Here is a 21,108-nt window from a genome sequence, read left to right as displayed (position 1 = left end):
GTCAGGCGGTGCAGGAGGTGGTGCTGGTCGTGCTGGAGCAGGTGCTCGTGGACGAGCAGCTCGTGGACGAGCCGAGCATGACCTCGCTGGCGTCCGAGTAGTCGGTGATCTCGAAGGTCTCCGACTCCAGGTCCAGGATCTCCTGGGCGAGGGAGGCGAGGTTGTTGTCAGCCATGATGGCTCCTTCCGGGTCAGGGGACGTACTGCCGGACGGGACGACGCCCGGCCGGTGGTGCGGCGAACCCGCCGGAGGCCGTGGCCTTCGGCAACTCCTTTTCTACGCGCGTCCGTTGTCAGCGTCCTGGCGTACCGCTGTCACATCGCTGACATGTTCCGTCCAAGCCGGGCCATGAACCCCGCGTTCCGCCCGGACCGGCCACGATCCCGAGGAGCCCCGCCGTGCCCGACCTCCACGAAACCCCGTTCCCCGGGGGCGAGTCGCCGGACGTACATACCCTGCTCGCCCCGGCCGCCGAGCTGTACCTCGACCTGCACCGGCACCCCGAGCTGTCCGGTGCGGAGGCCCGCACGGCGGCCCGGTTCGCTCACTGGCTGGAGTCGGACGGCTTCCGCGTGCTGCGGGGCGTGGGCGGTCACGGCGTGGCGGCGGAGCTCCGCAACGGCGACGGTCCGGTCGTCCTCCTGCGTGCCGAACTCGACGCGCTCCCGGTCGCGGAGCGCACCGGCGCCCCCTACGCGAGCAGCGTCACCGCCCCCGGCCCCGACGGGCGCCCGGTACCGGTCATGCACGCCTGCGGCCACGACGCCCACCTGGCCTGCGCGGCGGCGGCCGCCCGCTGGTTCGCCACGCACCCGAGCAGCTGGCGCGGCACGCTCCTGGTCGTCGGACAGCCCGCCGAGGAGACGCTGAGCGGGGCACGGGCCATGCTGGAGGACGGGCTGTACGAGCGGATCACGGTGCCCGACGTGGTGCTGGCGCAGCACACGGCCGCGTTCCCGGCGGGGATGGTGGCCCACGCCGACGGCCCGGTGCTGGCGGGCAGCCGCACACTGGAGCTGGTCTTCGAGGGCGACGGCGGCCACGCGGCGACCCCGCACCTGTCGGCCGACCCGCTGTCGGCGGCGGCAGGATTGGTCACCCGCCTGCCCGCCATCGCCGCCCGGGAGAGCGACCCGGCCGAACGCCTCACGGTCACGGCCTCCGCACTGCATACGGGCGACGCCGGTCACGCCGGGAACGTGATCGCCTCCCGCGCCGAACTCCGCGTCACCATACGGGCGTTCTCCGAGTCGGCGCTCTGCGGCGCGGCCGCCGCCGTGGAGCGCGTGGCCCGCGCCGAGGCGTCCGCCGCCGCGCTGCCACCCCGGGTGACGGTCACCGAACTGTCCCGCTCCGGGGTCACGCTCCCCGACCCCGAGGTCACGGCGACCGTACGACAGGTCCACCGCGCGGCATTCGGCCCCGCTCGCGTCACGGGCTGGCCCGCCACCACGGCCACCGAGGACTTCCCCCTGCTCACGGGCGCGGGCGCCGGCGTCCACGGCCATCCCGCCATCCGGGGCGGCTACTGGATGCTCGGCACCGTGGGCCCGGCCCAGTGGGCGGCGGCGCCGGGCGACACCCCGACAGAGAAGTTCCGCACCCTCCCCGGCAACCACTCCCCGCGCTATCTCCCCAGCGTCCGGCTGACGTTGGAGACGGGGACGGCCGCGCTGGTGACGGCGGCGCTCACCCGACTGGGGGCGAACGCCTGAAGCCGCCTGGTCGGGAAGCGCCCGTCTTCGCCCTGGCCCCGGCCGACGGCATCCCCACCCGCGGCCGCCCGGCCGGGCCGCCGGTCAACCCCTGGACGCCGAGCACACCCCACCGCGGCTCGCCCTCGGCGGTGACGCGGTGGACGCCCTGGTCGCCCATCTGGACTCGGTCCGGGCGGAGTTGGCGAGCCGGGAGGAGGTCTCCCGGGGCACGGACCTCGACGCACCGTGACGGTGTTACCTTCGCCGTCCGCCCGTACGACAGCACCAGGAGCCCCGTGACCAGCCGTGTCCTCCTCGTCTCCCCCGCGAGCAGCCCGGCGCTGCGGCAAGCCCGGTTCTACGACGGGCTCGGCCCCCTCGACGCCTCCGGCGCGGCCCGTGCTCGCGCGGCGGCGGGCATGCTGCCCCGCGCCGAGCGGGTCGTGCGGTCGCCCGGCGCCCGGTGCCAGGAGACGGCGGGCGAACTCGGTCTCGAAGCCGCGGAGTTGCCGAATCTGGCCACGCTCGACGCGGGCCGCTGGCGCGGGCGCACCCTGGCGGAGGTGGGCGGCGCCGAGCCGGAGGCGCTGATGCGGTGGCTCGCCGATCCCGAAAGCTCCCCGCACGGCGGGGAGTCGGTGCGCGCTCTGTGCCAACGCGTCGGCGGCTGGCTGGAGTCGGAGGTACCGGCGGACTCCCGCACGCTCGCCGTCGTCGAACCGGACGTCGTCCGCGCGGCCGTCGTCCACGCACTCGTCCTGCCTCCGGAGACGTTCTGGCGCCTGGACGTACTGCCGCTGACCGTCACGGAGTTGAGCGGCCGGGCCGGACGCTGGAATCTACGTCTCGGGCGCCCGCTCGGCGGAGAGGCGACGTCACCGCCCGAATCCGACCGTTCCCGGACCGACCGGTGAAACTCAGGCAAGGCTGAGTGACTTTGGCGAGTCGGCGCCCGGTACTCGGTCCCACCGGGCGCCGCTCTTCGCCCTGGCTCCGTGCCGCTCCCGGTGGCGGGGGCCGGGCGGACGAACGCGAGAGGGCCCCGGACGGTCCCGGGGCCCTCTCGTCGTCGTACGGCCGTCGTCGAACGGCCGGCTCAGCCCGAGGCGGCCACCGCCGCCGGGACCTTCGCCGGGCGCGGGTTGAGCTGCCGCTCGGCCAACTCGCCGAAGAGCAGCCCGAATCCGCCCCACAGCACGGCCTGGACGGCCAGCGCGGCGAGCCGGAAGCGCCAGAGCAAGGTGGCCGGGAAGTCCCTGGGCACCTCGTTGACCACCGGCAGGAACGCGTACGCGAGGCCGATCACCACCGCGAAGGCGGCGACGGCCACGACGGTGGCGTACCAGGTCCCCAGGCCCGGGGCGAGCCGCTTGCCGAGCAGGGTGGCGCCGACCGCCAGCAGCACACTGAGCAGCATCATCAGGAAGTACAGCGTGGTGCGCTTGCCGATGGTGTCCGGCTCGCCCACCGAGGGCGGGTTCGCCGGGTACTTGAGGAACGGCACGACGTACACCGCGAGCAGCGCGGCCGTGGACAGCAGCAGCGCGGTCGCGCGGGGGCCGAAGAGGCCGACGCGGCCGAGCGCGAAGCAGAACGCGAGCGCGGCGATGCCGCCGAAGGCGACCCCGTAGACCAGGACGCCGGTGGCGAGACCGGCGGTGGACTGCAGGGAGCGGGAGACGACCTCCATCTCGTGCTCATGGGAGTGGGCGTCCTCGAAGGCGATCGCCCGGTCGACGTTCGGTTCACCGAGGAAGTAGGCGGCGACCAGGGCGAGCAGCCCGGCGGCGAGACCCGCCAACATGCCCCGGACCAGGAGGTTTCTGACCGTTGCGGAGTTCATGGGCCTGCGGCGTCCCTTACGTCAGTGGCAGGGGAAGCCGAGCAGGTGGCGGGCGTCGTGCACCCACTCGTGGACGTCCGTGCCGTTGAACACGGAGGTGGCGCCCTGCTCGGCGCCGACGAAGTAGAGCAGGACCAGCATGAGGACGCCGAAGAAGACGGCCCAGGGCGCGATGTCCTTGAGCGGCAGCTTGGCGGGTACGGCGGGGGTGGTGGCTGTCGGCGGAGCGACGGTCTGCGCCATGGCAGGACCTCCTCGGGAATTCGCGTCCCATCTCGGTGGTGCACAGGACGACGGCCACGGGTCTGACTCGCGCTGCCCTCATGGGGCCTCGCTCACAGTGGCGCGACCGTGCCGGATTCCCACCGGCTTCCGCTCCGCCGTCATCGATTTCGCACCGACGGTACCGCGTACGAGGGGCGCGGCCAAGACCGCGCCGGTCCGGGTGATCTTCCTCTCCCGGCAGGGCGGGACCTGCGGGCACGCGGTGAACACGCCGTGTCAGCGTGCCGGTTCGCCGTCCTCGTACGCTGGCTCCCGTGCCGTCTCCCCCGCTGCTGCGCGCCGCCGTCCTCGTCCTCGAAGGGGCCAAGCCGCTCGATGTGGGCATCCCCGCCCAGGTGTTCACGACCCGTGCCTCCATGCCGTACGAGGTGCGGGTCTGCGGGGCCGAGCCCGGTCTGGTGACCGGCGGCGACGGGCTGTCGTACCACGTGGCACACGGCCTGGAGGCGCTGGAGTGGGCGGACATCGTGTTCGTGCCCGGCTACCGGTTCCCGGACCGGGAGGACCCTCCGGCCGCCGTCGTCACGGCGCTGCTCACGGCGCACGCGCGCGGGGCGCGGCTCGCGGCGATCTCGACGGGCGCGTTCGCTCTGGCGGCGACGGGGCTGCTCGACGGGAGGCGGGCCACGACGCACTGGCACTACACCCGCGCCCTGGCAGAGCGGCATCCGCTGGTCCGCGTGGACGGCAACGTGCTGTTCGTGGACGAGGGCAGCGTGCTCACCTCGGCGGGCGCCGCCTCCGGCATCGACCTGTGTCTGCACATCCTGCGCGGCGACCTCGGGGTGGCCGCGTCCAACCACGCGGCCCGGCGCCTGGTCGCGGCCCCCTATCGCAGCGGGGGTCAGGCGCAGTACGTGCCGCGCAGCGTGCCCGAGCCGCTGGGCGAGCGGTTCGCCGGGACGCGGGAGTGGGCGCTGCGCAGGCTCGGGGAGCCGCTGAGCCTCTCCGCGCTGGCCCGGCACGCCTCGGTGTCGCCGCGCACCTTCTCGCGGCGGTTCGTGGAGGACACCGGATACACGCCGATGGAGTGGGTGACCCGGGCCCGCGTCGACCTGGCCCGCGAGCTCCTCGAGCGCTCGGACCACGGGGTGGAGCGGATCGCGGCCGAGGTGGGGCTCGGCACGGGCGCGAATCTGCGGCTGCACTTCCAGCGCGTGCTGGGGACGACGCCGAGCGACTACCGGCGCACCTTCACCAAGGGGAGCTGAGCGACAGGCGCACCTCCACGAAGGGGAGCCGAGCCACTGGCAGTACCGACGGGAACGCCTGGCACGATCCTTGCGAACCATGGCGCTCCCGCCGCTCCCCCGCCCGCGCGCCGCCCGCGAATCTGGGGGCGAACGGAAGGGACACCATTCATGACTCGTATCGCCGTCAACGGATTCGGCCGCATCGGACGCAATGTGCTGCGCGCGCTGCTGGAGCGCGGGAGCGACCTCGAAGTGGTCGCCGTCAACGACCTCACCGAGCCCGCCGTGCTCGCCCGGCTGCTCGCCTTCGACACCACCGCAGGACGCCTGGGCCGCCCGGTGTCCGTGGACGGGGACACCCTGGTGGTCGACGGCCGTCGCATCAAGGTGCTCGCCGAGCGCGACCCGGCGCAGCTGCCGTGGGCGGAGCTGGGCGTGGACATCGTCCTGGAGGCGACCGGCCGCTTCACCGCCGCCAAGGCCGCGCGCGTCCACCTGGACGCGGGCGCGAGCCGGGTGCTGGTGAGCGCGCCGTCGGACGGCGCGGACGTGACGCTGGCGTACGGCGTGAACACCGACGCCTACGACCCGGCGCTGCACACCGTCGTGTCGAACGCCTCCTGCACGACCAACGCGCTGGCCCCGCTGGCCGCCGTCCTGGACGACCTCGCGGGCATCGAGCACGGCTTCATGACGACGGTGCACGCCTACACCCAGGAGCAGAACCTCCAGGACGGCCCGCACCGCGACGCCCGCCGGGCGCGTGCCGCCGGCGTGAACATCGTGCCGACGACGACCGGCGCGGCCAAGGCCATCGGCCTGGTGCTGCCGGGCCTGGACGGCAAGCTGTCGGGCGACTCGATCCGGGTGCCGGTGCCGGTGGGCTCGATCGTGGAGCTGAACACCACGGTCTCGCGGGACGTCACCCGCGACGAGGTGCTGGCCGCCTACCGCGCCGCCGCCGAGGGTCCGCTCGCCGGGGTGCTGGAGTACTCGGAGGACGCGCTGGTCTCGGCCGACATCGTCGGCAACCCGGCCTCCTCGATCTTCGACTCGGCACTGACCCGGGTGGACGGCCGGCACATCAAGGTCGTCGCCTGGTACGACAACGAGTGGGGTTTCTCGAACCGCGTGATCGACACGCTGGAGCTCCTCGCGGGCAGCTGAACCGGCAGCTGAACTCCCGTACGCGGGCGGCCCCTCGATCCGGAGCCGCCCGCTCGCACTCAGACCGCTCGCCCTCAGACCGCTGGCACTCAGACCGCTCGCGCTCGGTCCGCGAGCGGATCGGTACGAACGCCGAGGTGCCGCAGCGCGGAAGCCGCCGCACCCGCGCCGCACATCCCGTGGGCGCCGGGTCCCGGAGGCGTGGCCGCCGAGCACAGGAACACCCCGGGCAGACCCGTGGCATACGGGTCGAGCGCGGGACGGGCACCGAGCACCAGCTGAGCCGCGGTCTTCGCGCCGGTGAGGATGTCGCCACCCGCGAAGTTGGGGTTGGCGGCGGCGAAACCGGCGGGCCGGGTGACCTCCATGCCCACGACGCGCTCCCGCACTCCGGGCGCGAACCGCTCCAGTTGGGCGAGGATGGCCCCGGTGGCGTCCCCGTCGTAGCCGTACGGGACGTGGGCGTACGTCCAGACGGGGTGCACGTCGCCCACCGAGCGGCCGGGGTCGGCCAGATACTGCTGGCCGACCAGGACGAAGGGCCGCTCGGGCATCCGGCCCGCCGACACCTCGCGCTCGGCGTGGGCGATCTCGGCGAAGGTGCCGCCGAGGTGGACCGTGCCCGCGCGCCGGGCGTCGGCGTCGGTCCAGGGGACGCCGCCCTCGACGGCCAGGTCGACCTTGTAGGCACCGGGACCGCGCCGGAAGCGCCGGTAGGCGGCCCGGACCCGGGCGGGCAGCAGGTCGCCGTAGATCGCGGCGGTCTGGCCGGGGTCGAGGTCGAGCAGGGTGACGTCGGCGGGCGGGAGCTGCCGCCGGTCGGTGACCCGGACGCCGGTGTGGATCGTGCCGCCGTGTTCGCGCAGGACCTTTTCCAGGGCGCGGGCGATGGATTGCGAGCCGCCCTCGGCGACGGCCCACCCGGCCGCGTGTCCGGCGGCGAGGATGCCGAGCCCGATGGCCGAGGTGAGCGGGCGGTTCAGCGGACGGTAGGCGTGGGCGGCGACCCCGGCCCACAGGGCGCGGGCCCGCTCCGTCGTGAAGAGCCTGGCGAGGGCGGCGGCGGGCAGGGTGGTGGGCAGTCCGAAGCGGGCGAGCAGCAGCGGGTGCGAGGGCACGCGCAGCAGCGGTCCCATCACGTCGGTGGCGAGCGCGTCCCAGTTCCGTACGGAGGAGCCGAGGAGGGCCCGGTAGCGGTCGCCGTCGGCGCCGAGGAGACGGCCGGTGTCCTCGACGGAGCGCAGCAGGACGCCCGCGTCGCCGTCGTCCAGGGGGTGGACGCAGTCGATCTCGGGCAGCAGCCAGCGCAGTCCGTGCCGTTCCAGGTCCAGGGCGCGCAGCGCGGGTGAGGTGAGGGCCAGGGGGTGGATGGCGGAGCAGTGGTCGTGCAGCAGTCCGGGCACGAGGGCCTCGTGGCTGCGGGTGCCGCCGCCGACCTCGTCCGAGGCTTCCAGCAGGGTGACCTCAAGGCCCGCCCGCGCGAGCAGGGCGGCCGCGGCGAGCCCGTTGGGCCCGCCGCCGACCACGAGGGCGGAGGTCATGAGGCGGTGTCCGGGACGGACGGCGTGCCGGGGACCGGACGCAGCGGGTGCCGCGAACGCACGTCGTGCACGGGGTGGTCGGGGCCGTCGGTGGGCCAGGGCTGGCGGCTCAGCATGTCGCGCACCGTGACATGGCCGCTCTCCAGGAGGCCCAGGGCGGCGTCGTGGATCTCATAGTCCTGAGTCTGCCGGTGGAGGGGCTGGCCCTCCAAACAGATCACCCGCACCGCGCTGACGGCGGGCGATCCGGCGGCGGTACGGGACTTCGTGACGGTGACGCTCGGTGAGCTGGCCGAGCCCGGCGCGCGGGGTGCCGTACTGCGCGAGACGCTGCGGGTGTTCCTCGCCCGCAGACGCAGTCACGCGGCCGCCGCGGCCGCGCTGAACCTGCACCGCAACTCGGTGCAGTACCGGGTGCGCCAGGCGTCCGCCCTGCTGCCGGGCGGCGCCCGCGACCTCGACGACGACTTCTCCGTACGGGCCGCGCTGCTGGCCGCGCAGTGGCTCGGGGATGCTGTTCTCGCGTGATTACCGGCCGGTTATGCGCCGAACGTGAAGGAATGGCGGGACGGCAATAGGCATTGCCGCCGCCATTCGATTGCGGGGACAAACCATTTACGGAATAAATGCCACATAAAGGTCGCATCTGCGACGGACGTCCGGCCTTTCGGTGCGCAGGTGCGACCCCGCGCGCGGCGGCGGCCCGAGCACCTCCGCCCCGCACCGGCACCCCGGCTCACCCGAACAGCCCGCCCTCGGCAGCGCTCCCGGTCACCCGTGGGGCACGCCGAACCTGGGAGGGCTCGCGACCGCCGGGGCGGCTTTCACTGCTCGCCCGGTTGCGCGGTATTTGTTCGAGTCGACGCGACTATGCGCTGGAGATACCTTTTAGCCACAATGCGGCTGGATCGAAGCGAGAGAAGGACGCAGTGGAACTAGCAATCGCTCACGAGACCATCGCCCGATGGCAGTTCGGTGTCACCACCGTCTACCACTTCCTCTTCGTCCCGCTCAGCATCGGCCTGGGAGGCATCGTCGCCGGTCTGGAGACGGCCTGGGTGCGGACGGGAAAGGAGAAGTACTTCCACGCGACCAAGTTCTGGGGCAAGCTCCTGCTGATCAACATCGCGCTGGGTGTGGTCACGGGCATCTTCCAGGAGTTCCAGTTCGGGATGAACTGGTCCAGCTACTCCCGCTTCGTCGGTGACGTCTTCGGTGCCCCGCTGGCGATGGAGGCGCTGATCGCCTTCTTCTTCGAGTCCGTGTTCATCGGTCTGTGGATCTTCGGCTGGCACCGGCTGCCCAAGAAGGTACATCTCGCGACCATCTGGATCGTCACGATCGGCAGTCTTCTCTCGGCGTACTTCATCCTCGCGGCCAACTCCTTCATGCAGCACCCGGTCGGCTACCGGATCGACCCCGTCTCCGGCAAGGCGCGGCTCGTGGACATCTGGCGGGTGCTGTTCCAGGACACGACCCTGACCCAGGTCTTCCACACCCTGTCCGCGGCGTTCATCACCGGCGCGGCCTTCGTGATGGGCATCGCCGCCTATCACCTGTGGCGGGCCAAGAGGGGCAAGGACACCGACCGCCGCCGGATCGCCGCCATGCGGGCTTCCCTGCGGTGCGCGCTGGTGGTCATGCTGGTCGCCGGAATCCTGACCGCGTTCAGCGGCGACCAGCTCGGCAAGGTCATGTTCCGGCAGCAGCCCATGAAGATGGCCGCGGCGGAGGCCCTGTGGGACACCCAGGCACCGGCACCCTTCTCCATCTTCTCGGTCGGCGACGTCAGCAAGGGACGCAACGACGTCGCACTGGAAGTTCCCGGTGCCCTGTCCTTCCTCGCCAAGAGCAACTTCCACTCGGCCGTCCCCGGCATCAACAACCGGGCCGACGAACAGGTCCGGCTCTTCGGCGGCACCCGCACGGACTACATCCCGAACATCTTCATGACGTACTGGGGCTTCCGGCTCATGATCTTCTTCGGGATGACGAGCTTCGGCATCGGCGTGCTCGGCCTCTGGCTCACGCGCAAGAAATTCTGGGTGCAGTCCAGGTACCGCACGGGTGAGGACGAGCCACCCAACCTGATGATCACCGACAAGATCAGGATGAACGACTTCTTCACCAAGTGGAGCTGGCGCATCGTGCTGCTCACGCTGGGCTTCCCGCTGATCTCCAACAGCTTCGGCTGGATCTTCACCGAGATGGGCCGCCAGCCCTGGGTGGTGTTCCACCTGATGAAGACCGCGGACGCCGTCTCCCCGAACGTGAGCATCGGCACCCAGATCGGCTCGCTGGCCGCGCTCAGTGCCGTCTACGCGATTCTCGCGGTGGTCGAAGGAGGGCTCATGGTCAAGTACGCCAAACCCGGTCCGGACGTGGAGGAGAGACCGCCGTCCAAGGACCCGACCATGCGCATCTCCCCGGACGAGCAGGACAAGCCCCTCTCGATCGCCTACTGAGGACGGACGGCCATGCATCTCCACGATCTCTGGTTCATCCTGATCGCCCTCCTCTGGGTCGGCTACTTCTTCCTGGAGGGCTTCGACTTCGGCATCGGCGTCCTCACCCAGGTGATGGCCCGGAACGACAAGGAGCGGCGCGTCCTCATCAACACGATCGCACCCGTCTGGGACGGCAACGAGGTCTGGGTGATCGCGGCCGCCGGAGCCACCTTCGCGGCCTTCCCCGACTGGTACGCCACGCTGTTCAGCGGCTTCTACATCCCGCTGCTGATCATCGTGCTCATGCTGATCGGACGGGGCGTGTCCTTCGAGTACCGCGCCAAACGCGACAGCGAGCGCTGGCAGCGCAGTTGGGAACAGGTCACCTTCTGGACCTCGCTGATCCTGCCGTTCCTGTGGGGTGTCGTCTTCGCCAACATGGTGCGCGGCATCGCGATCAACGCGGGCAAGTCGTACGTGGGGACGCCCGGCGACCTCTTCAACGGGTACGCGATCCTCGGCGGGTTCACCCTGCTGGCGGTCTGCGTCGCCCACGGCGCGGTCTTCGCGGCGCTCAAGACAGCCGGTGAAATCCGGGAGCGGGCCCGCAAGTTCGTGCCCGTCCTGGGGGTGATCAGCCTTCTGCTGCTGCTCGCCTTCCTGCTGTGGACCCAGGCGAACTCCGGCAACGGCCAGAGCCTCGCCGTGATGATCGTCGCGTTCGTGGCGCTGCCGATCGCCCTGTTCTTCAACCAACTGGGCCGCGAGGGCTGGGCGTTCATCTTCACGGGGCTGAGCATCGTGGCATCCGTCGCCATGCTGTTCCTGACGCTCTTCCCGGAGGTCATGCCCTCCACGCTCAACCCCGCCTGGTCCCTGACGGTCAGCAACGCCTCGTCCGGCTCCTACACCCTGACCGTGATGAGCATCGTCGCGGCGATCTTCGCCCCGCTCATCGTCCTCTACCAGGCATGGACCTACTGGGTCTTCAGCAAGCGCATCGCCGTCCACCACATCCCGTCGGGCCACTGAGGAAGGATCGCGCCCATCGAGGCTCTCCCGGTTCCGCAGCGGAACCGGGAGAGCCTCACCGCGCCGAACCGCCCTGCGGCACCGGGCAGATGGCGCCCACCACGTCCGACACCGCGGACGGCCACAGCGCCCGGCCGTGGGGCGCCGGCGCCGCGGCACCACGCGGGCACCTGTCACCCGCGACCGACCTGGCCCGCGGCAGCGCGCGGAGAGGCTTCCCCACCTCCGTTTTTGCAACAGAGGGATGGCCGGCGCGTAGGTAGCCCAACGGGCCGGGTCAGTGACGATCGCAGGGGGCCGACCCGGCACGGGCGGTGGTGGTCTGCCTCCTCTGATGCCGAAGATCTGCGCGGCGCAGTGCGGTGGCCGACGGACCGGCATACGCCCACCAGGGCAGCCGAGACCGACGGACGCTTGGCTCCGCTGCGCACCGAGGGAGCCCTCCGCGCGCCGGACTGCCGCACCAAGACGCCCCGGCGCCCCGGTGGCGATCCTGCACGCGGCAACGGCAGTCCGCCGCACCCGACGCCCAGGGCAGCCGTGGCGCCCCGGGCATCGGGCATCGGGCATCGGCGGAGCAGTAGCGCCCACCGGGGCAGCCCCGCGACCGGAGTGACCCACGTCGGGCGGGGCAGCGGACGCGGGCCGGAGGCGCGGGTGCGCACGGCATCCCGCGCGCACCCGCGCCCGCACGCTCCGCACGGCAGGTGGCCCCCCTCGTCGGGAGGGGGGCCACCTGCTCGTCGTGGACGGGTGTTCAGGTCGCGGGGGTGATGTGCACCTTGACCTGCTTCATGAGCGGCTGGTCGCTCTGGGTGCTGTAGTCGCACAGGGCGATCAGGACGTTCATCTCGGGCATGTACCCGGCCGCGCAGCCCCGGGGCATGTCGTACGGGATGGCGAGGTAGCCGTCGAGGTAGCGGTGGCTGCCGTCCTTCGCCGTGGAGACGATGTTCACCGGGTCGAACTCCGAGATCCCGCGCTCGCGCATGTCGTCCTCGTTCATGAAGACGAGCTCGCGCAGGTTCTTGATGCCCCGGTAGCGGTCGTTGTCCGAGTAGATCGTGGTGTTCCACTGGTCGTGCGACCGCATGGTGCCGAGCATCAGCATCCCGGGCGGCGGGACCACGTCCGGCAGCGGCGCGTGGGAGAACTCCGCCTTGCCGGACTCCGTGAGGAAGATCAGCTCGCGGGCGGGCTGCTTGATGCGGAAGCCCAGCGGCAGCCGCACCCGGCGGTTGAAGTCCTCGAACCCGTCAAGGACCTCGGACATGGTGTCCCGGATACGGTCGTAGTCCTCGATGTACCACTCCCACGGCGTGGGGCTCGCGGGCAGCGCCGCACGCGCCATGCCGGCGATGATCGCGGGCTCCGACAGCAGATGCTTGGAGGCGGGCCGCTTCATGCCGACCGACAGGTGCACCATGGACATCGAGTCCTCGACGGAGGTGCTCTGGACGCCGTTGCGCTGGTGGTCCTTGTCGGTGCGGGCGAGGCACGGAAGGATCAGCGCCTCCTTGCCGTGGACGACGTGACTGCGGTTCAGCTTGGTGCTGACCTGGACGGTGAGGTCGCAGTTGCGCAGCGCCTCGTAGCTGAACGGCGAGTCCGGCACGGCGAGGGCGAAGTTGCCGCCCATGCCGATGAACACCTTGACGTCGCCCCGGTTCATCGCCTGGAGCGTGCCGACGGTGTCGAGCCCGTGGTCGCGCGGCGGGTTGATCTTGCAGACCTCGGCCAGCCGGTCCAGGAACTCCGGCTCCGGACGGTGGTCGATGCCGCAGGTGCGGTTGCCCTGCACGTTGCTGTGCCCGCGCACCGGGGACGGACCGGCGCCCTCGCGGCCGAGGTTGCCGCGCAGCAGCAGCACGTTCACGATCTCGCGGACCGTGTCGACGCTGTGCTCGTGCTGGGTGACGCCGAGGCACCAGCTGATGATGGAGCGGTCGGCGTCGGTGTAGATGCGCGCCGCCTTGAGGATGTCGGCCCGGCTGAGCCCGGACTGACGCTCCAGCTCCTCCCACGGAGTCGCCTCGCACAGGGCGCGGTACTCGGCGAAACCGGCGGTGTGGCGCTCGATGAACTGCTTGTCGATCGCCTTGGGGTCGGTCTTCGCCTGCTCCAGAACGGCCTTGGCCATGCCGCGCAGCAGCGCCATGTCGCCGCCGACCCGCGGCTGGAGGTCCAGCGTGCTGGTCCGCGTGGCATGGAAGGTGGCCATGTCCATGAAGTCGTGCGGGATGATCGCCTTGGTCGCGCCCGCCTCGATGAACGGGTTGATGTGGACGACCTGCGCACCGCGGTCGAACGCCTCGGTGAGCGAGGTCAGCATCCGGGGCGCGTTGGAGGCGACGTTGACGCCGATGATGAACAGGGCGTCGGTGGCCTCCCAGTCCTTGAGGTCGACGGTGCCCTTGCCGGTGCCGAGGGATGCCTGCAGGGCGCGGCCGCTGGCTTCGTGGCACATGTTGGAGCAGTCGGGCAGGTTGTTGGTGCCCAGCTCGCGCGCCATGAGCTGGTACAGGAAGGTCGCCTCGTTGCCGAGGCGTCCCGAGGTGTAGTACGACGCCTGGTTCGGGTTCTCCAGGTTGCGCAGATGGCGCCCGACCAGTTCGAAGGCGTCGTGCCAGGAGATGGGCACGTAGTGGTCGGTGGCCGCGTCGTAGACCATGGGCTCGGTGAGGCGGCCCTGGTCCTCCAGCTTGTAGTCGCTCCACTCGTGCATCTCGCTCACCGTGTGGCGGGCGAAGAGTTCCCGGCCCGCGCGTTTGTGGGTCAGCTCCCACGTGACGTGCTTGATGCCGTTCTCGCAGATGTCGAGTTTCAGACCCTTGGTGTCGTCGGGCCACGCGCATCCGGGACAGTCGAAACCACCGTTCTCGTGGTTCATCTTCATGATTGCCCGCGGGCCCTCGACCAGCGTGCCCTCGCGCAGCAGGAACTTGGTCACGCTCGTGGCGGCGCCCCAGCCTGCGGCGGGGTGATGGTAGGGGTGGAAGTACGGTTCCCCTTTGGGGATCGGGCCCACGCGGGGTTCGAGATCCGACTCCGCTTCCATCATCTTTGACTGTTCTTCGTCCAAGGTGCTCAAGGCTCTCACCCTTCCGCCGTTGGGCAGGCATCCATATCCCTTATATGGCGCTTTAATCAGACTATGCCGGTGAAAGACCCCACGCCACGCGACGCGCAATAGCCGGGGAATTCGGGACATAATCCCAACTTCCTTTCCTTGACGGCTGGTTGACAGGCGGTCGAGAGCAATGGCAGGAAAGGCGGAAATGCGAAGGACCCGGACCGGGAGACCGAGTCCTTCATCGCACATCCGAGGCTTTTCTCCCCTTGCCGCTCGCAGCTGCGGCTCGCCTGAGGGCGTCACGCGAGCAGATGCTCACTCCATCGCCGCCGCGCTCGCCCTCACGGCCGCCCGTGCGCTCTCCTTCGCCTCCTCCTTCGCGTCCCCGAGACCGCCCGTTCCCGGCGTCCCACGACCACAGCCGCGGCGGCACCGCTCGCCAGGAAGGAGAGCGCGATCAGGCCGGGCCGGTCGAGGCGGTAGCCGATGACCCGGTCCAGGGAATGGCGACCCGGTCCGAACAGGCCGATGGTGGCCGCGACGAAACCGAGAAAGGCCGGATATCCGTAGCCGCCCGAGGTGATGAAGAATCCGGACTTGCGGTGCACGGCGACGGCACCCGACATGCCGCCCGCCACCGCGGCACCGGCCGTCGGAGTGGCGAGACCGAACGCGAGCAGCAGACCGCCGCCGCCCTCGGCGAGTCCGGAGGCGATGGCGCTCGGTTTGCCGGGCTTGTACCCCATGGCCTCCATCGCCTGGGCGGTGCCCTCGATCCCGCCCCCGCCGAACCGGCCGAAGAGCTTCCGCGCGCCGTGCGCGGCCAGGACGCCACCGGTGCCCAGGCGCAGGGCCAGGACTCCGAGATCCGTGCGGTGCGGCAGCCCCCTGGGGAGATCCTTCCGTCGGGAGCAGCGGTCCTCTCTCCGTGTTCGGCCTCACCGCCGCGCGCGCCGCCCGAGGAGGCGGGCCGGTACCGCTCAGTGGTGCGCGGCCGGGGCCTCCGGGGCGGACGCGGTGCCGTTGGGGTGGGGGCAGTGGTCGCGGGAGGTCAGGGGGAAGGGGACGAAGGTCTCCTCGTCCGTCTGGAGGCAGACGTCGTGTTGGTGCGCGACCACTCCGGTGACCGGTTCGCGCAGCAGCCGGGCGAGGACGTAGGCGGCGGCGAGGCTGGTGACGTCGCGGACGGTGCCCATCGGGAGCAGGGAGCGGGTCTCCGCGATGGCCTCGTGCTCCCCGGCGCGGACGACGATGCGGGTGCCGGGGGCCACGCCGTGGGCGGCGATGGCGACGGCGATGTTGTCCAGGTCGTCCGAGCCGACGGCGGCGAGCGCGCGGGCGTGGCCGAGGCGCAGCCGTTCGAGGACGGCCCGGTCCCCGCCGTGGCCCGTCATGACGGGGATGCCGAGAGAGCGGGCGAGGCGCGCGGTCGTGGCGTGCGGGTCGCGCTCGACGCCGACGACGGGGATGCCGAGCCGCTGGAGTTCGGCGGCCAGCCGCATACCGACCTGCCCCATGCCGACGACGATGACGTGTCCGGAGCGGGGCAGCGTGCGCGGACCGATGAGCCCGATCAGTTTCAGGCCGAGCATCCGCTCGATGATCCCGGCGGTGAACAGGGCGCTGAAGACGAGGGTGGCGAGCATCGCGAACCCGGAGGTGATCTGGTAGCCGGTCTCGTCCTCGCCTGCCATCGCCGGTCCCACCCCGGCCACGACGCGGGCCGCGTGGAAGAACGCCTCGGCGGGCGGATGGCCGTGCGCGACCATCCAGGACCAGTCGCCCGCGAGGACGGCGAGAATGCCGAACAGCCCGATGAGCAGGAGCCGGGCGCCCGCGTCGTACGGCCGGAGCTGACCGGCGAGCCGTCCCATGCGGTGCGCCGCTCCGCGCCGGGAGGGCAGCCACTCCTCCAGACACGGCACGCCGTCGCGGGCGCGTACGGCGCGCAGCCGTTCGCCGGAGCGCTCCAGGGCGAGGTTGGCCGGGTCGACGCAGGGTCCGGCGAGCGCGGGGGCGGCGAGGTCGGCGGGCGAGGTCACGTCGCACTGGGGCAGCAGGCGTTCGAGTTCGTCGGAGACGGTCCGGTCGAAGACGGTGGCGACGATGGGGACGCTGGGCACCAGGTGGGCGACGGCGAGCGCGTAGCGCAGGGCCGCCACGTCGTCGTGCAGCAGGATCGCGACGCCCTCGGCGCCGTCGGCGAGCGCGGCCCGCAGCTCCCGGTCGCCGGGCTTGGCCAGGTGGGTGACCGTACGGCCACGTTCCTGGAGGGTCGCGCAGACGCGGCGGCCGAGGTTGGTGTTGCCGATCACGACGAACGGCCGGGGAGGCAGGCGTGGAGAGGTCACGGGGCCGAGTGTCCCTTCGCTCGCGGGGCGCGCTCGCCGGGTGCCGCCGGGCACGCCGTACGGGCGCGGTACCGGAACCCTACGAGGTCGGACCCGTCCGGTCACCCGGAAGGAGACGGGCGTCCCCGGCGACGGCGGTGAAGCGGCGGGACGCCTGCGCCCTCGCGGACGAGAAGTGTCGTGTCGTCCGGTTCGTCCGTGTGCGATCTATCGTCGTCTGCGCGCGGGCCGTCCCGTGCGTCGTCCGCCGCCACGACCTTGGAGTTGTATGGCCTCCGGGAAGCCTCCGCGCCCCTCCGTCCACCGGCTCCCGGCGAGCCGGTTGCTGCGGAAGCGCAAGCTGTGGATCGTGCCGGCCGTGATGACCGGGCTGGTGTCGCTGCTCCTCTCCCTTCTCTACATGGGCGGCATCCTCACCCCCACCGGGAGCCTGCACCGGCTGCCCGTGGCGGTGGTCGACGAGGACACCGGCAAGCCGCTGCCGGGGCAGACGGCCAATCTGGGCGCGCAGGCGAGCCGTTCCGTGCTCGCGTCCACGCAAGGGGGCGAGGTGCGCTGGCTGAAGCTGACCCGGGCGCAGGCGCAGGAGCGGCTCGACACCGGGCGGATCTACGGCGCGCTGGTGATCCCGGCCGACTTCACGGACACGGTGGCCGCGCTGCCCACCTCCCGCGCGGCCGAGCGGCCGACGCTCACCGTGCTGACCAACCCCGGCGTGGGCAGCCTTGCTTCCTCGCTGGCGAGCCAGATCACCCAGCGGGCGGCGCACCAGATCTCGCTCTCGGTCGGCAAGCAGCTCTCCGCCTCCCCGGCGGTGCGGGGCGAGAGCGCGTCCACGCGGGTGCTGATCGCCGATCCGGTGGAGGTCCGTACCGCCGTCGGCCATCCCATCGGGGCGCACAGCGGGCTCGGTCTGACCGCCTTCTACTACGCGCTGCTGCTGGTGCTGTCCGGGTTCATCGGGGGCAACATCATCCACAACACGGTCGACAGCGCGCTCGGCTACGCGGACAGCGAGATCGGCCCCTGGCACTCGCGCAGGGCGACGGTTCCGATCAGCCGTACGCAGACGCTGGTGCTGAAGATGGTCATGACGGCGGGGCTGTCCCTGCTCACCACCTCGCTGATCATGCTGGCGACGGTCGGCGTGCTGGGCATGGACGCCCCCCACCCCGGCCTGCTGTGGATCTTCTCCTACTGCGCGACGCTCACCGTCGGCCTGTGCGTGCAGGCGATCAACGCCGCGTTCGGCACCCTCGGGCAGCTCGTCTCGATGTTCGTCTTCATCGCCTTCGCCCTCCCCTCCTCGGGTGCCACGGTCCCCCTGGAAGCGGTCCCCGGCTTCTACCGCTTCCTCGGCGCCTTCGAGCCCATGCGCCAACTCGCCTCCGGCGTCCGCGCGATCCTCTACTTCGACGCCCGCGCCGACGCCGGCCTCGACCGAGGCTGGCAGATGATCGCCATCGGCTTCGTCGTCGGCCTCGTCTTCGGCTTCACCGCCACCCGCTACTACGACCGCCACGGTCTGTCCCGCATGGTGCCGCGGCCGGCGTGACGGCGCGGGCCCGACGCCGGCGGACGGACCCCGATCCGCGCCGTGCGACGGTATGCCCCCCTGCCACTGTGCGGACCGGTCCAGCGCCCGAAGTTCGAGACCGACGTGCCCCGCAGGCGGCGGACGGGGCTCCACCCCGCCCGTCAAGCCGCCGGAGGCGCAGGCGTACGCGGTGGTGTCGGGTCCAGGTACACGCGCTTCACCGCCGGGATCAAGGTGCGCAGGCGGGTCTCCGCCTCCTCGCAGGCCCATTCGATCTGACTGGAGGTGGAGACGTCGCGGAAGTCGATCTTCGCGGCGATGAGGATCTCGCCGGGGCCCTGGACCATGGTGGTGAGTTCCAGGACCTCCTGGACGGCGTCGACGGAGAGCAGTTCGCGGCGTACCGCGTCCCGCATCGGTTTGGGCAGGGCGCGACCCACGAGGAGTTCGGTGTTGGCGCGGCCGAGGACCCAGGCGACGATGATCAGCAGGACACCGATGAGGACGGACGCGATGCCGTCCCACACGCCGGAGCCGGTGAGCTGGCCGCCGAGGAGACCGAGCGCGGCGAGGACGAGGCCGACGAGGGCGGCGGAGTCCTCCATGACGACGGCCTTCACGGCCGTGTCGGGGGTGTGCTGGAGGTAGCGCAGGATGGGCACCCGGAAGTGCTCGGCGCGTCCGGTGGCCTGCCGGAGGCCGGTGCGCAGGGAGAGCCCCTCCAGGACGAAGGCGACCGCGAGCACGATGTAGGAGATCAGCGGGTTGCCCGGCTTCTCGCCGTGGGTGAGGGCGTGGATGCCGTCGTAGAGGGCGAAGACGCCACCGCCGACGAAGGTGGCGACGGAGGCGAGCAGTGCCCAGATGTACCGCTCGGGGCCGTAGCCGAGGGGATGGTCCTCGTCGGCCGGTTTCCGGCTGCGTTTGAGGGCGACGAACAGCAGCCCCTCGGTGACGGTGTCGGCGGCCGAGTGCCCGGCCTCGGCCAGCATCGCGCTGGAGCCGCTGAGGACACCGGCGACGGCCTTGGCGAGGGCGACGCCGAGGTTGGCGGCGGCGGCCACCAGCACCGTGAACGTCGATCCGCCCGCGCCCGGACCGGCCGCCGAACCCACCCTCGCGTCCAGGTAGGGGCCCTTGGGCGCGTTCGTCCCGGGTTCCTGCTCGGGTTCACCCTGTTCGCTCATAGCCGGACAGTAATCCCCTTCGGTGCGGGACGTCCCGGCGTGGCGGCGCACGCGCGGGTGCGGCCCGGACGGGGCCGGCCCCGGGACGGCCTGGGCCGGTGCTCGCCGTCCAGTCTCGTCGGCACTGGACGCCCCGGCCATCGCTGCCGTCCGTCCGGGCGAAAGGCGTACCCGCCCAGGTCCGCGCCCGTTTCCGCGGCGGCCCGGCGCGGAAGACCTTGCCCGCACCGCCACCCGGCCCACACCCGGGACGCACTCCCAGGACACGCCCAGGACGAGGGGACGCGCAGATGCAGGGGTTCTCCCGCGAACCGGGGACGCGTGGGCCGGTCACCGAGGTGCCGCCCGAGGGGATGCGGAGGATCTACCGGTGGGCGGCGATGATCGCCGTCGGCGGTTTCCTGTTCGGCTACGACACCGGCGTCGTCTCCGGAGCGCTGCTGTTCGTCACCGACGACTTCCGCCTCTCCCCCACCGAGCAGGGCACGATCGTCAGCGTCCTGCTCGCGGGCGCGATGGTGGGCGCGCTGTGCGCGGGCCGTCTCGCCGACGCGCTCGGGCGCCGGAAGGCGGTCGCCCTCGAAGGCGCGGTCTTCCTCGTGGGTACGGCCGTCGCGGCGACGGCGCCCGCCTACTGGACCCTGCTGATCGGCCGCGTGGTGCTCGGTCTGGCGGTGGGCGCGGCCTCGGCGACCGTGCCGGTGTACCTCTCGGAGATCTCCCCCACCCGTGTCCGGGGCCGGGTGCTCAGCGCCAACCAGCTCATGATCACGACCGGCATCCTGGTGTCGTACCTCGTGGACCTGGCGTTCGCGGGCAGCCGTGACTGGCGGCTGATGTTCGCGCTCGGCGCGGTCCCGGCGACCGTGCTGACCCTGGGCTGTCTGCTGGTGGTGCCGGAGTCGCTGCCCTGGCTGGTGCGCCGGGGCCGCTGGCGGCAGGCGCGCGAGGTGCTGGGCCGGGTGCTGCCGCCTGAGGAAGCGTCCCGGGTGGTGGCCCGGCTGCGCAACGAGGTGCCGGGGCCGCGCCGCGAGCCGGGCGAGGAGCCGGAGCGCCCGGTGGGCTGGCGCACCCTGCTCACGCCGGGCGTGCGCCCCGCCCTGGCCGTGGGCCTGACGATGGCCCTGATCCAGCAGTTCGGCGGCATCAACACGATCGTCTACTACGCCCCGACGATCATCGAGAAGACCGGTCTGAGCGCCTCGGACTCGATCTTCTACTCCGTGTTCATCGGCGTGATCAACCTGCTGATGACGGTCCTGGCCACGAAGCTGATCGACCGCGCGGGCCGTCGCACCCTGCTGCTGGTCTCGCTGGCCGGGATGGCGCTCCTGGTGGCGCTGCTCGGGCTGAGCTTCGTCGCGGGCTGGAACTCCGAGCTGTCCCTGGTGTGCATGATCCTGTACATCGCCGCGTACGCGGGTGGCCTCGGGCCGGTCTTCTGGGTGCTGGTCGGCGAGGTCTTCCCGCCCCGGGTGCGCGCGCTGGGTTCGAGTACGGCGACGACGGCCAACTGGATCGCCAACTTCGTCGTCGGCCAGGCGTTCCTGCCCGTGGCCGCGGCCATCGGCCAGGGCCAGACCTTCCTGGTCTTCGCGGTGATCTGCTTCCTGGGCCTGCTGTTCGTGGCCCGCTTCGTCCCGGAGACGAGGGACCGCTCGTACGAGGAGATCGACGCGGCTCTCCAGGCCCGCTTCGGACACCCGCCCGGCGGCAGCGGCGAGGTGAGGGAACCGGCGCGGCGGGGCTGAGCG

General features: G+C 71.7%; 18 protein-coding genes and 1 riboswitch. Of the genes, 9 read left to right on the top strand and 9 right to left on the bottom strand.

From position 1 onward, the window contains the following. Position 1 precedes the first annotated feature (1 nt). Entirely contained in the window at positions 2–175 is a 174-nt protein-coding gene (locus ACWEEU_RS07510) for a thiazolylpeptide-type bacteriocin (RefSeq protein ID WP_018548797.1), read from the bottom strand. Positions 176–399: 224 nt separating this feature from the next. On the opposite strand from ACWEEU_RS07510, the gene ACWEEU_RS07505 reads away from it, so the two are divergent. Together ACWEEU_RS07505 and ACWEEU_RS07500 are read left to right on the top strand one after the other, a co-directional pair. After that, positions 400–1,716 carry an amidohydrolase gene (locus ACWEEU_RS07505; protein ID WP_451729579.1) on the top strand — a complete coding sequence of 439 codons (1,317 nt, stop codon included), beginning with the start codon at positions 400–402 and terminating at the stop codon, positions 1,714–1,716. 278 nt (positions 1,717–1,994) lie between these two features. Continuing rightward, positions 1,995–2,612 (top strand): histidine phosphatase family protein, encoded by a 618-nt coding sequence (locus tag ACWEEU_RS07500; RefSeq protein ID WP_451729576.1) that lies wholly within the window; start codon positions 1,995–1,997, stop codon positions 2,610–2,612. A 182-nt stretch (positions 2,613–2,794) separates the two neighbouring features. Here ACWEEU_RS07500 and ACWEEU_RS07495 read toward each other — a convergent pair whose 3' ends face one another. Both ACWEEU_RS07495 and ACWEEU_RS07490 read right to left on the bottom strand, forming a co-directional pair. Beyond that, positions 2,795–3,541, bottom strand: coding sequence for a CbtA family protein (locus ACWEEU_RS07495; protein WP_451729573.1), 747 nt, complete (start codon positions 3,539–3,541; stop codon positions 2,795–2,797). 21 nt (positions 3,542–3,562) lie between these two features. Further along, the gene (locus ACWEEU_RS07490) at positions 3,563–3,784 is read right to left on the bottom strand and encodes a CbtB domain-containing protein (RefSeq protein WP_385750177.1); all 222 of its coding nucleotides are present in this window, start codon (positions 3,782–3,784) and stop codon (positions 3,563–3,565) included. Positions 3,785–3,819: 35 nt separating this feature from the next. Further along, positions 3,820–3,963, bottom strand: a riboswitch (cobalamin riboswitch). A gap of 117 nt (positions 3,964–4,080) precedes the next feature. Between ACWEEU_RS07490 and ACWEEU_RS07485 the strand changes: the two genes are divergently transcribed. After that, positions 4,081–5,037: a GlxA family transcriptional regulator gene (locus ACWEEU_RS07485; protein WP_385750180.1), complete on the top strand. Its 957-nt coding sequence runs from the start codon at positions 4,081–4,083 to the stop codon at positions 5,035–5,037. A 150-nt stretch (positions 5,038–5,187) separates the two neighbouring features. Beyond that, positions 5,188–6,186, top strand: coding sequence for a type I glyceraldehyde-3-phosphate dehydrogenase (gap, locus tag ACWEEU_RS07480; RefSeq protein WP_451729568.1), 999 nt, complete (start codon positions 5,188–5,190; stop codon positions 6,184–6,186). Positions 6,187–6,275: 89 nt separating this feature from the next. Here the strand turns inward: gap and ACWEEU_RS07475 are convergent, their stop codons facing one another. Both ACWEEU_RS07475 and ACWEEU_RS07470 read right to left on the bottom strand, forming a co-directional pair. Next, positions 6,276–7,727, bottom strand: coding sequence for a phytoene desaturase family protein (locus tag ACWEEU_RS07475; RefSeq protein WP_451729565.1), 1,452 nt, complete (start codon positions 7,725–7,727; stop codon positions 6,276–6,278). Next, on the bottom strand, positions 7,724–7,948 hold the full coding sequence (locus tag ACWEEU_RS07470) for a DUF3556 domain-containing protein (protein ID WP_451729562.1): 225 nt from the start codon (positions 7,946–7,948) through the stop codon (positions 7,724–7,726). The genes ACWEEU_RS07475 and ACWEEU_RS07470 overlap by 4 nt, the downstream gene beginning before the upstream one ends. Before the next feature lie 46 nt (positions 7,949–7,994). On the opposite strand from ACWEEU_RS07470, the gene ACWEEU_RS07465 reads away from it, so the two are divergent. The 3 genes from ACWEEU_RS07465 to cydB all read left to right on the top strand — a co-directional run bounded on the left by ACWEEU_RS07465 (position 7,995) and on the right by cydB (position 11,206). After that, positions 7,995–8,255: a helix-turn-helix domain-containing protein gene (locus ACWEEU_RS07465; RefSeq protein ID WP_451729559.1), complete on the top strand. Its 261-nt coding sequence runs from the start codon at positions 7,995–7,997 to the stop codon at positions 8,253–8,255. Between the two features lie 401 nt (positions 8,256–8,656). Beyond that, the gene (locus tag ACWEEU_RS07460; RefSeq protein WP_385750194.1) at positions 8,657–10,192 is read left to right on the top strand and encodes a cytochrome ubiquinol oxidase subunit I; all 1,536 of its coding nucleotides are present in this window, start codon (positions 8,657–8,659) and stop codon (positions 10,190–10,192) included. A 12-nt stretch (positions 10,193–10,204) separates the two neighbouring features. Next, positions 10,205–11,206, top strand: a complete 1,002-nt coding sequence (gene cydB, locus ACWEEU_RS07455; protein WP_385750196.1) for a cytochrome d ubiquinol oxidase subunit II — start codon at positions 10,205–10,207, stop codon at positions 11,204–11,206. A 757-nt stretch (positions 11,207–11,963) separates the two neighbouring features. On the opposite strand, the gene ACWEEU_RS07450 is transcribed toward cydB, so the two are convergent. From ACWEEU_RS07450 to ACWEEU_RS07440, 3 genes are all read right to left on the bottom strand, one after another. Continuing rightward, entirely contained in the window at positions 11,964–14,267 is a 2,304-nt protein-coding gene (locus tag ACWEEU_RS07450; protein ID WP_385747536.1) for an FdhF/YdeP family oxidoreductase, read from the bottom strand. Positions 14,268–14,620: 353 nt separating this feature from the next. Next, complete coding sequence (locus ACWEEU_RS07445; RefSeq protein ID WP_451729786.1) at positions 14,621–15,163, bottom strand: DoxX family protein; 543 nt, start codon at positions 15,161–15,163, stop codon at positions 14,621–14,623. A 96-nt stretch (positions 15,164–15,259) separates the two neighbouring features. After that, the gene (locus ACWEEU_RS07440) at positions 15,260–16,630 is read right to left on the bottom strand and encodes a potassium channel family protein (RefSeq protein ID WP_451729554.1); all 1,371 of its coding nucleotides are present in this window, start codon (positions 16,628–16,630) and stop codon (positions 15,260–15,262) included. A gap of 268 nt (positions 16,631–16,898) precedes the next feature. Here ACWEEU_RS07440 and ACWEEU_RS07435 point away from each other — a divergent pair, with 268 nt between their 5' ends. Continuing rightward, positions 16,899–18,185: a YhgE/Pip domain-containing protein gene (locus tag ACWEEU_RS07435; protein WP_385747503.1), complete on the top strand. Its 1,287-nt coding sequence runs from the start codon at positions 16,899–16,901 to the stop codon at positions 18,183–18,185. Positions 18,186–18,328: 143 nt separating this feature from the next. Here the strand turns inward: ACWEEU_RS07435 and ACWEEU_RS07430 are convergent, their stop codons facing one another. Continuing rightward, entirely contained in the window at positions 18,329–19,354 is a 1,026-nt protein-coding gene (locus ACWEEU_RS07430; RefSeq protein ID WP_385747505.1) for a cation diffusion facilitator family transporter, read from the bottom strand. A gap of 290 nt (positions 19,355–19,644) precedes the next feature. Between ACWEEU_RS07430 and ACWEEU_RS07425 the strand changes: the two genes are divergently transcribed. Next, positions 19,645–21,105: a sugar porter family MFS transporter gene (locus tag ACWEEU_RS07425; protein WP_451729549.1), complete on the top strand. Its 1,461-nt coding sequence runs from the start codon at positions 19,645–19,647 to the stop codon at positions 21,103–21,105. Positions 21,106–21,108 lie beyond the last annotated feature (3 nt).

The organism is Streptomyces sp. NPDC005004, assembly GCF_053600675.1.
Note: the sequence above shows the minus strand (reverse complement) of the source record. Positions and strands in the feature narration are given on the sequence as shown.

Excerpts from the sequence above, each read along its gene's own strand:
- ACWEEU_RS07510 (WP_018548797.1), bottom strand. The coding sequence starts at position 175 with ATGGCTGACAACAACCTCGCCTCCCTCGCCCAGGAGATCCTGGACCTG.
- ACWEEU_RS07495 (WP_451729573.1), bottom strand. The coding sequence starts at position 3,541 with ATGAACTCCGCAACGGTCAGAAACCTCCTGGTCCGGGGCATGTTGGCG.
- ACWEEU_RS07490 (WP_385750177.1), bottom strand. The coding sequence starts at position 3,784 with ATGGCGCAGACCGTCGCTCCGCCGACAGCCACCACCCCCGCCGTACCC.
- gap (WP_451729568.1), top strand. The coding sequence starts at position 5,188 with ATGACTCGTATCGCCGTCAACGGATTCGGCCGCATCGGACGCAATGTG.
- ACWEEU_RS07475 (WP_451729565.1), bottom strand. The coding sequence starts at position 7,727 with ATGACCTCCGCCCTCGTGGTCGGCGGCGGGCCCAACGGGCTCGCCGCG.
- cydB (WP_385750196.1), top strand. The coding sequence starts at position 10,205 with ATGCATCTCCACGATCTCTGGTTCATCCTGATCGCCCTCCTCTGGGTC.
- ACWEEU_RS07450 (WP_385747536.1), bottom strand. The coding sequence starts at position 14,267 with ATGATGGAAGCGGAGTCGGATCTCGAACCCCGCGTGGGCCCGATCCCC.
- ACWEEU_RS07435 (WP_385747503.1), top strand. The coding sequence starts at position 16,899 with ATGGCCTCCGGGAAGCCTCCGCGCCCCTCCGTCCACCGGCTCCCGGCG.
- ACWEEU_RS07430 (WP_385747505.1), bottom strand. The coding sequence starts at position 19,354 with ATGAGCGAACAGGGTGAACCCGAGCAGGAACCCGGGACGAACGCGCCC.
- ACWEEU_RS07425 (WP_451729549.1), top strand. The coding sequence starts at position 19,645 with ATGCAGGGGTTCTCCCGCGAACCGGGGACGCGTGGGCCGGTCACCGAG.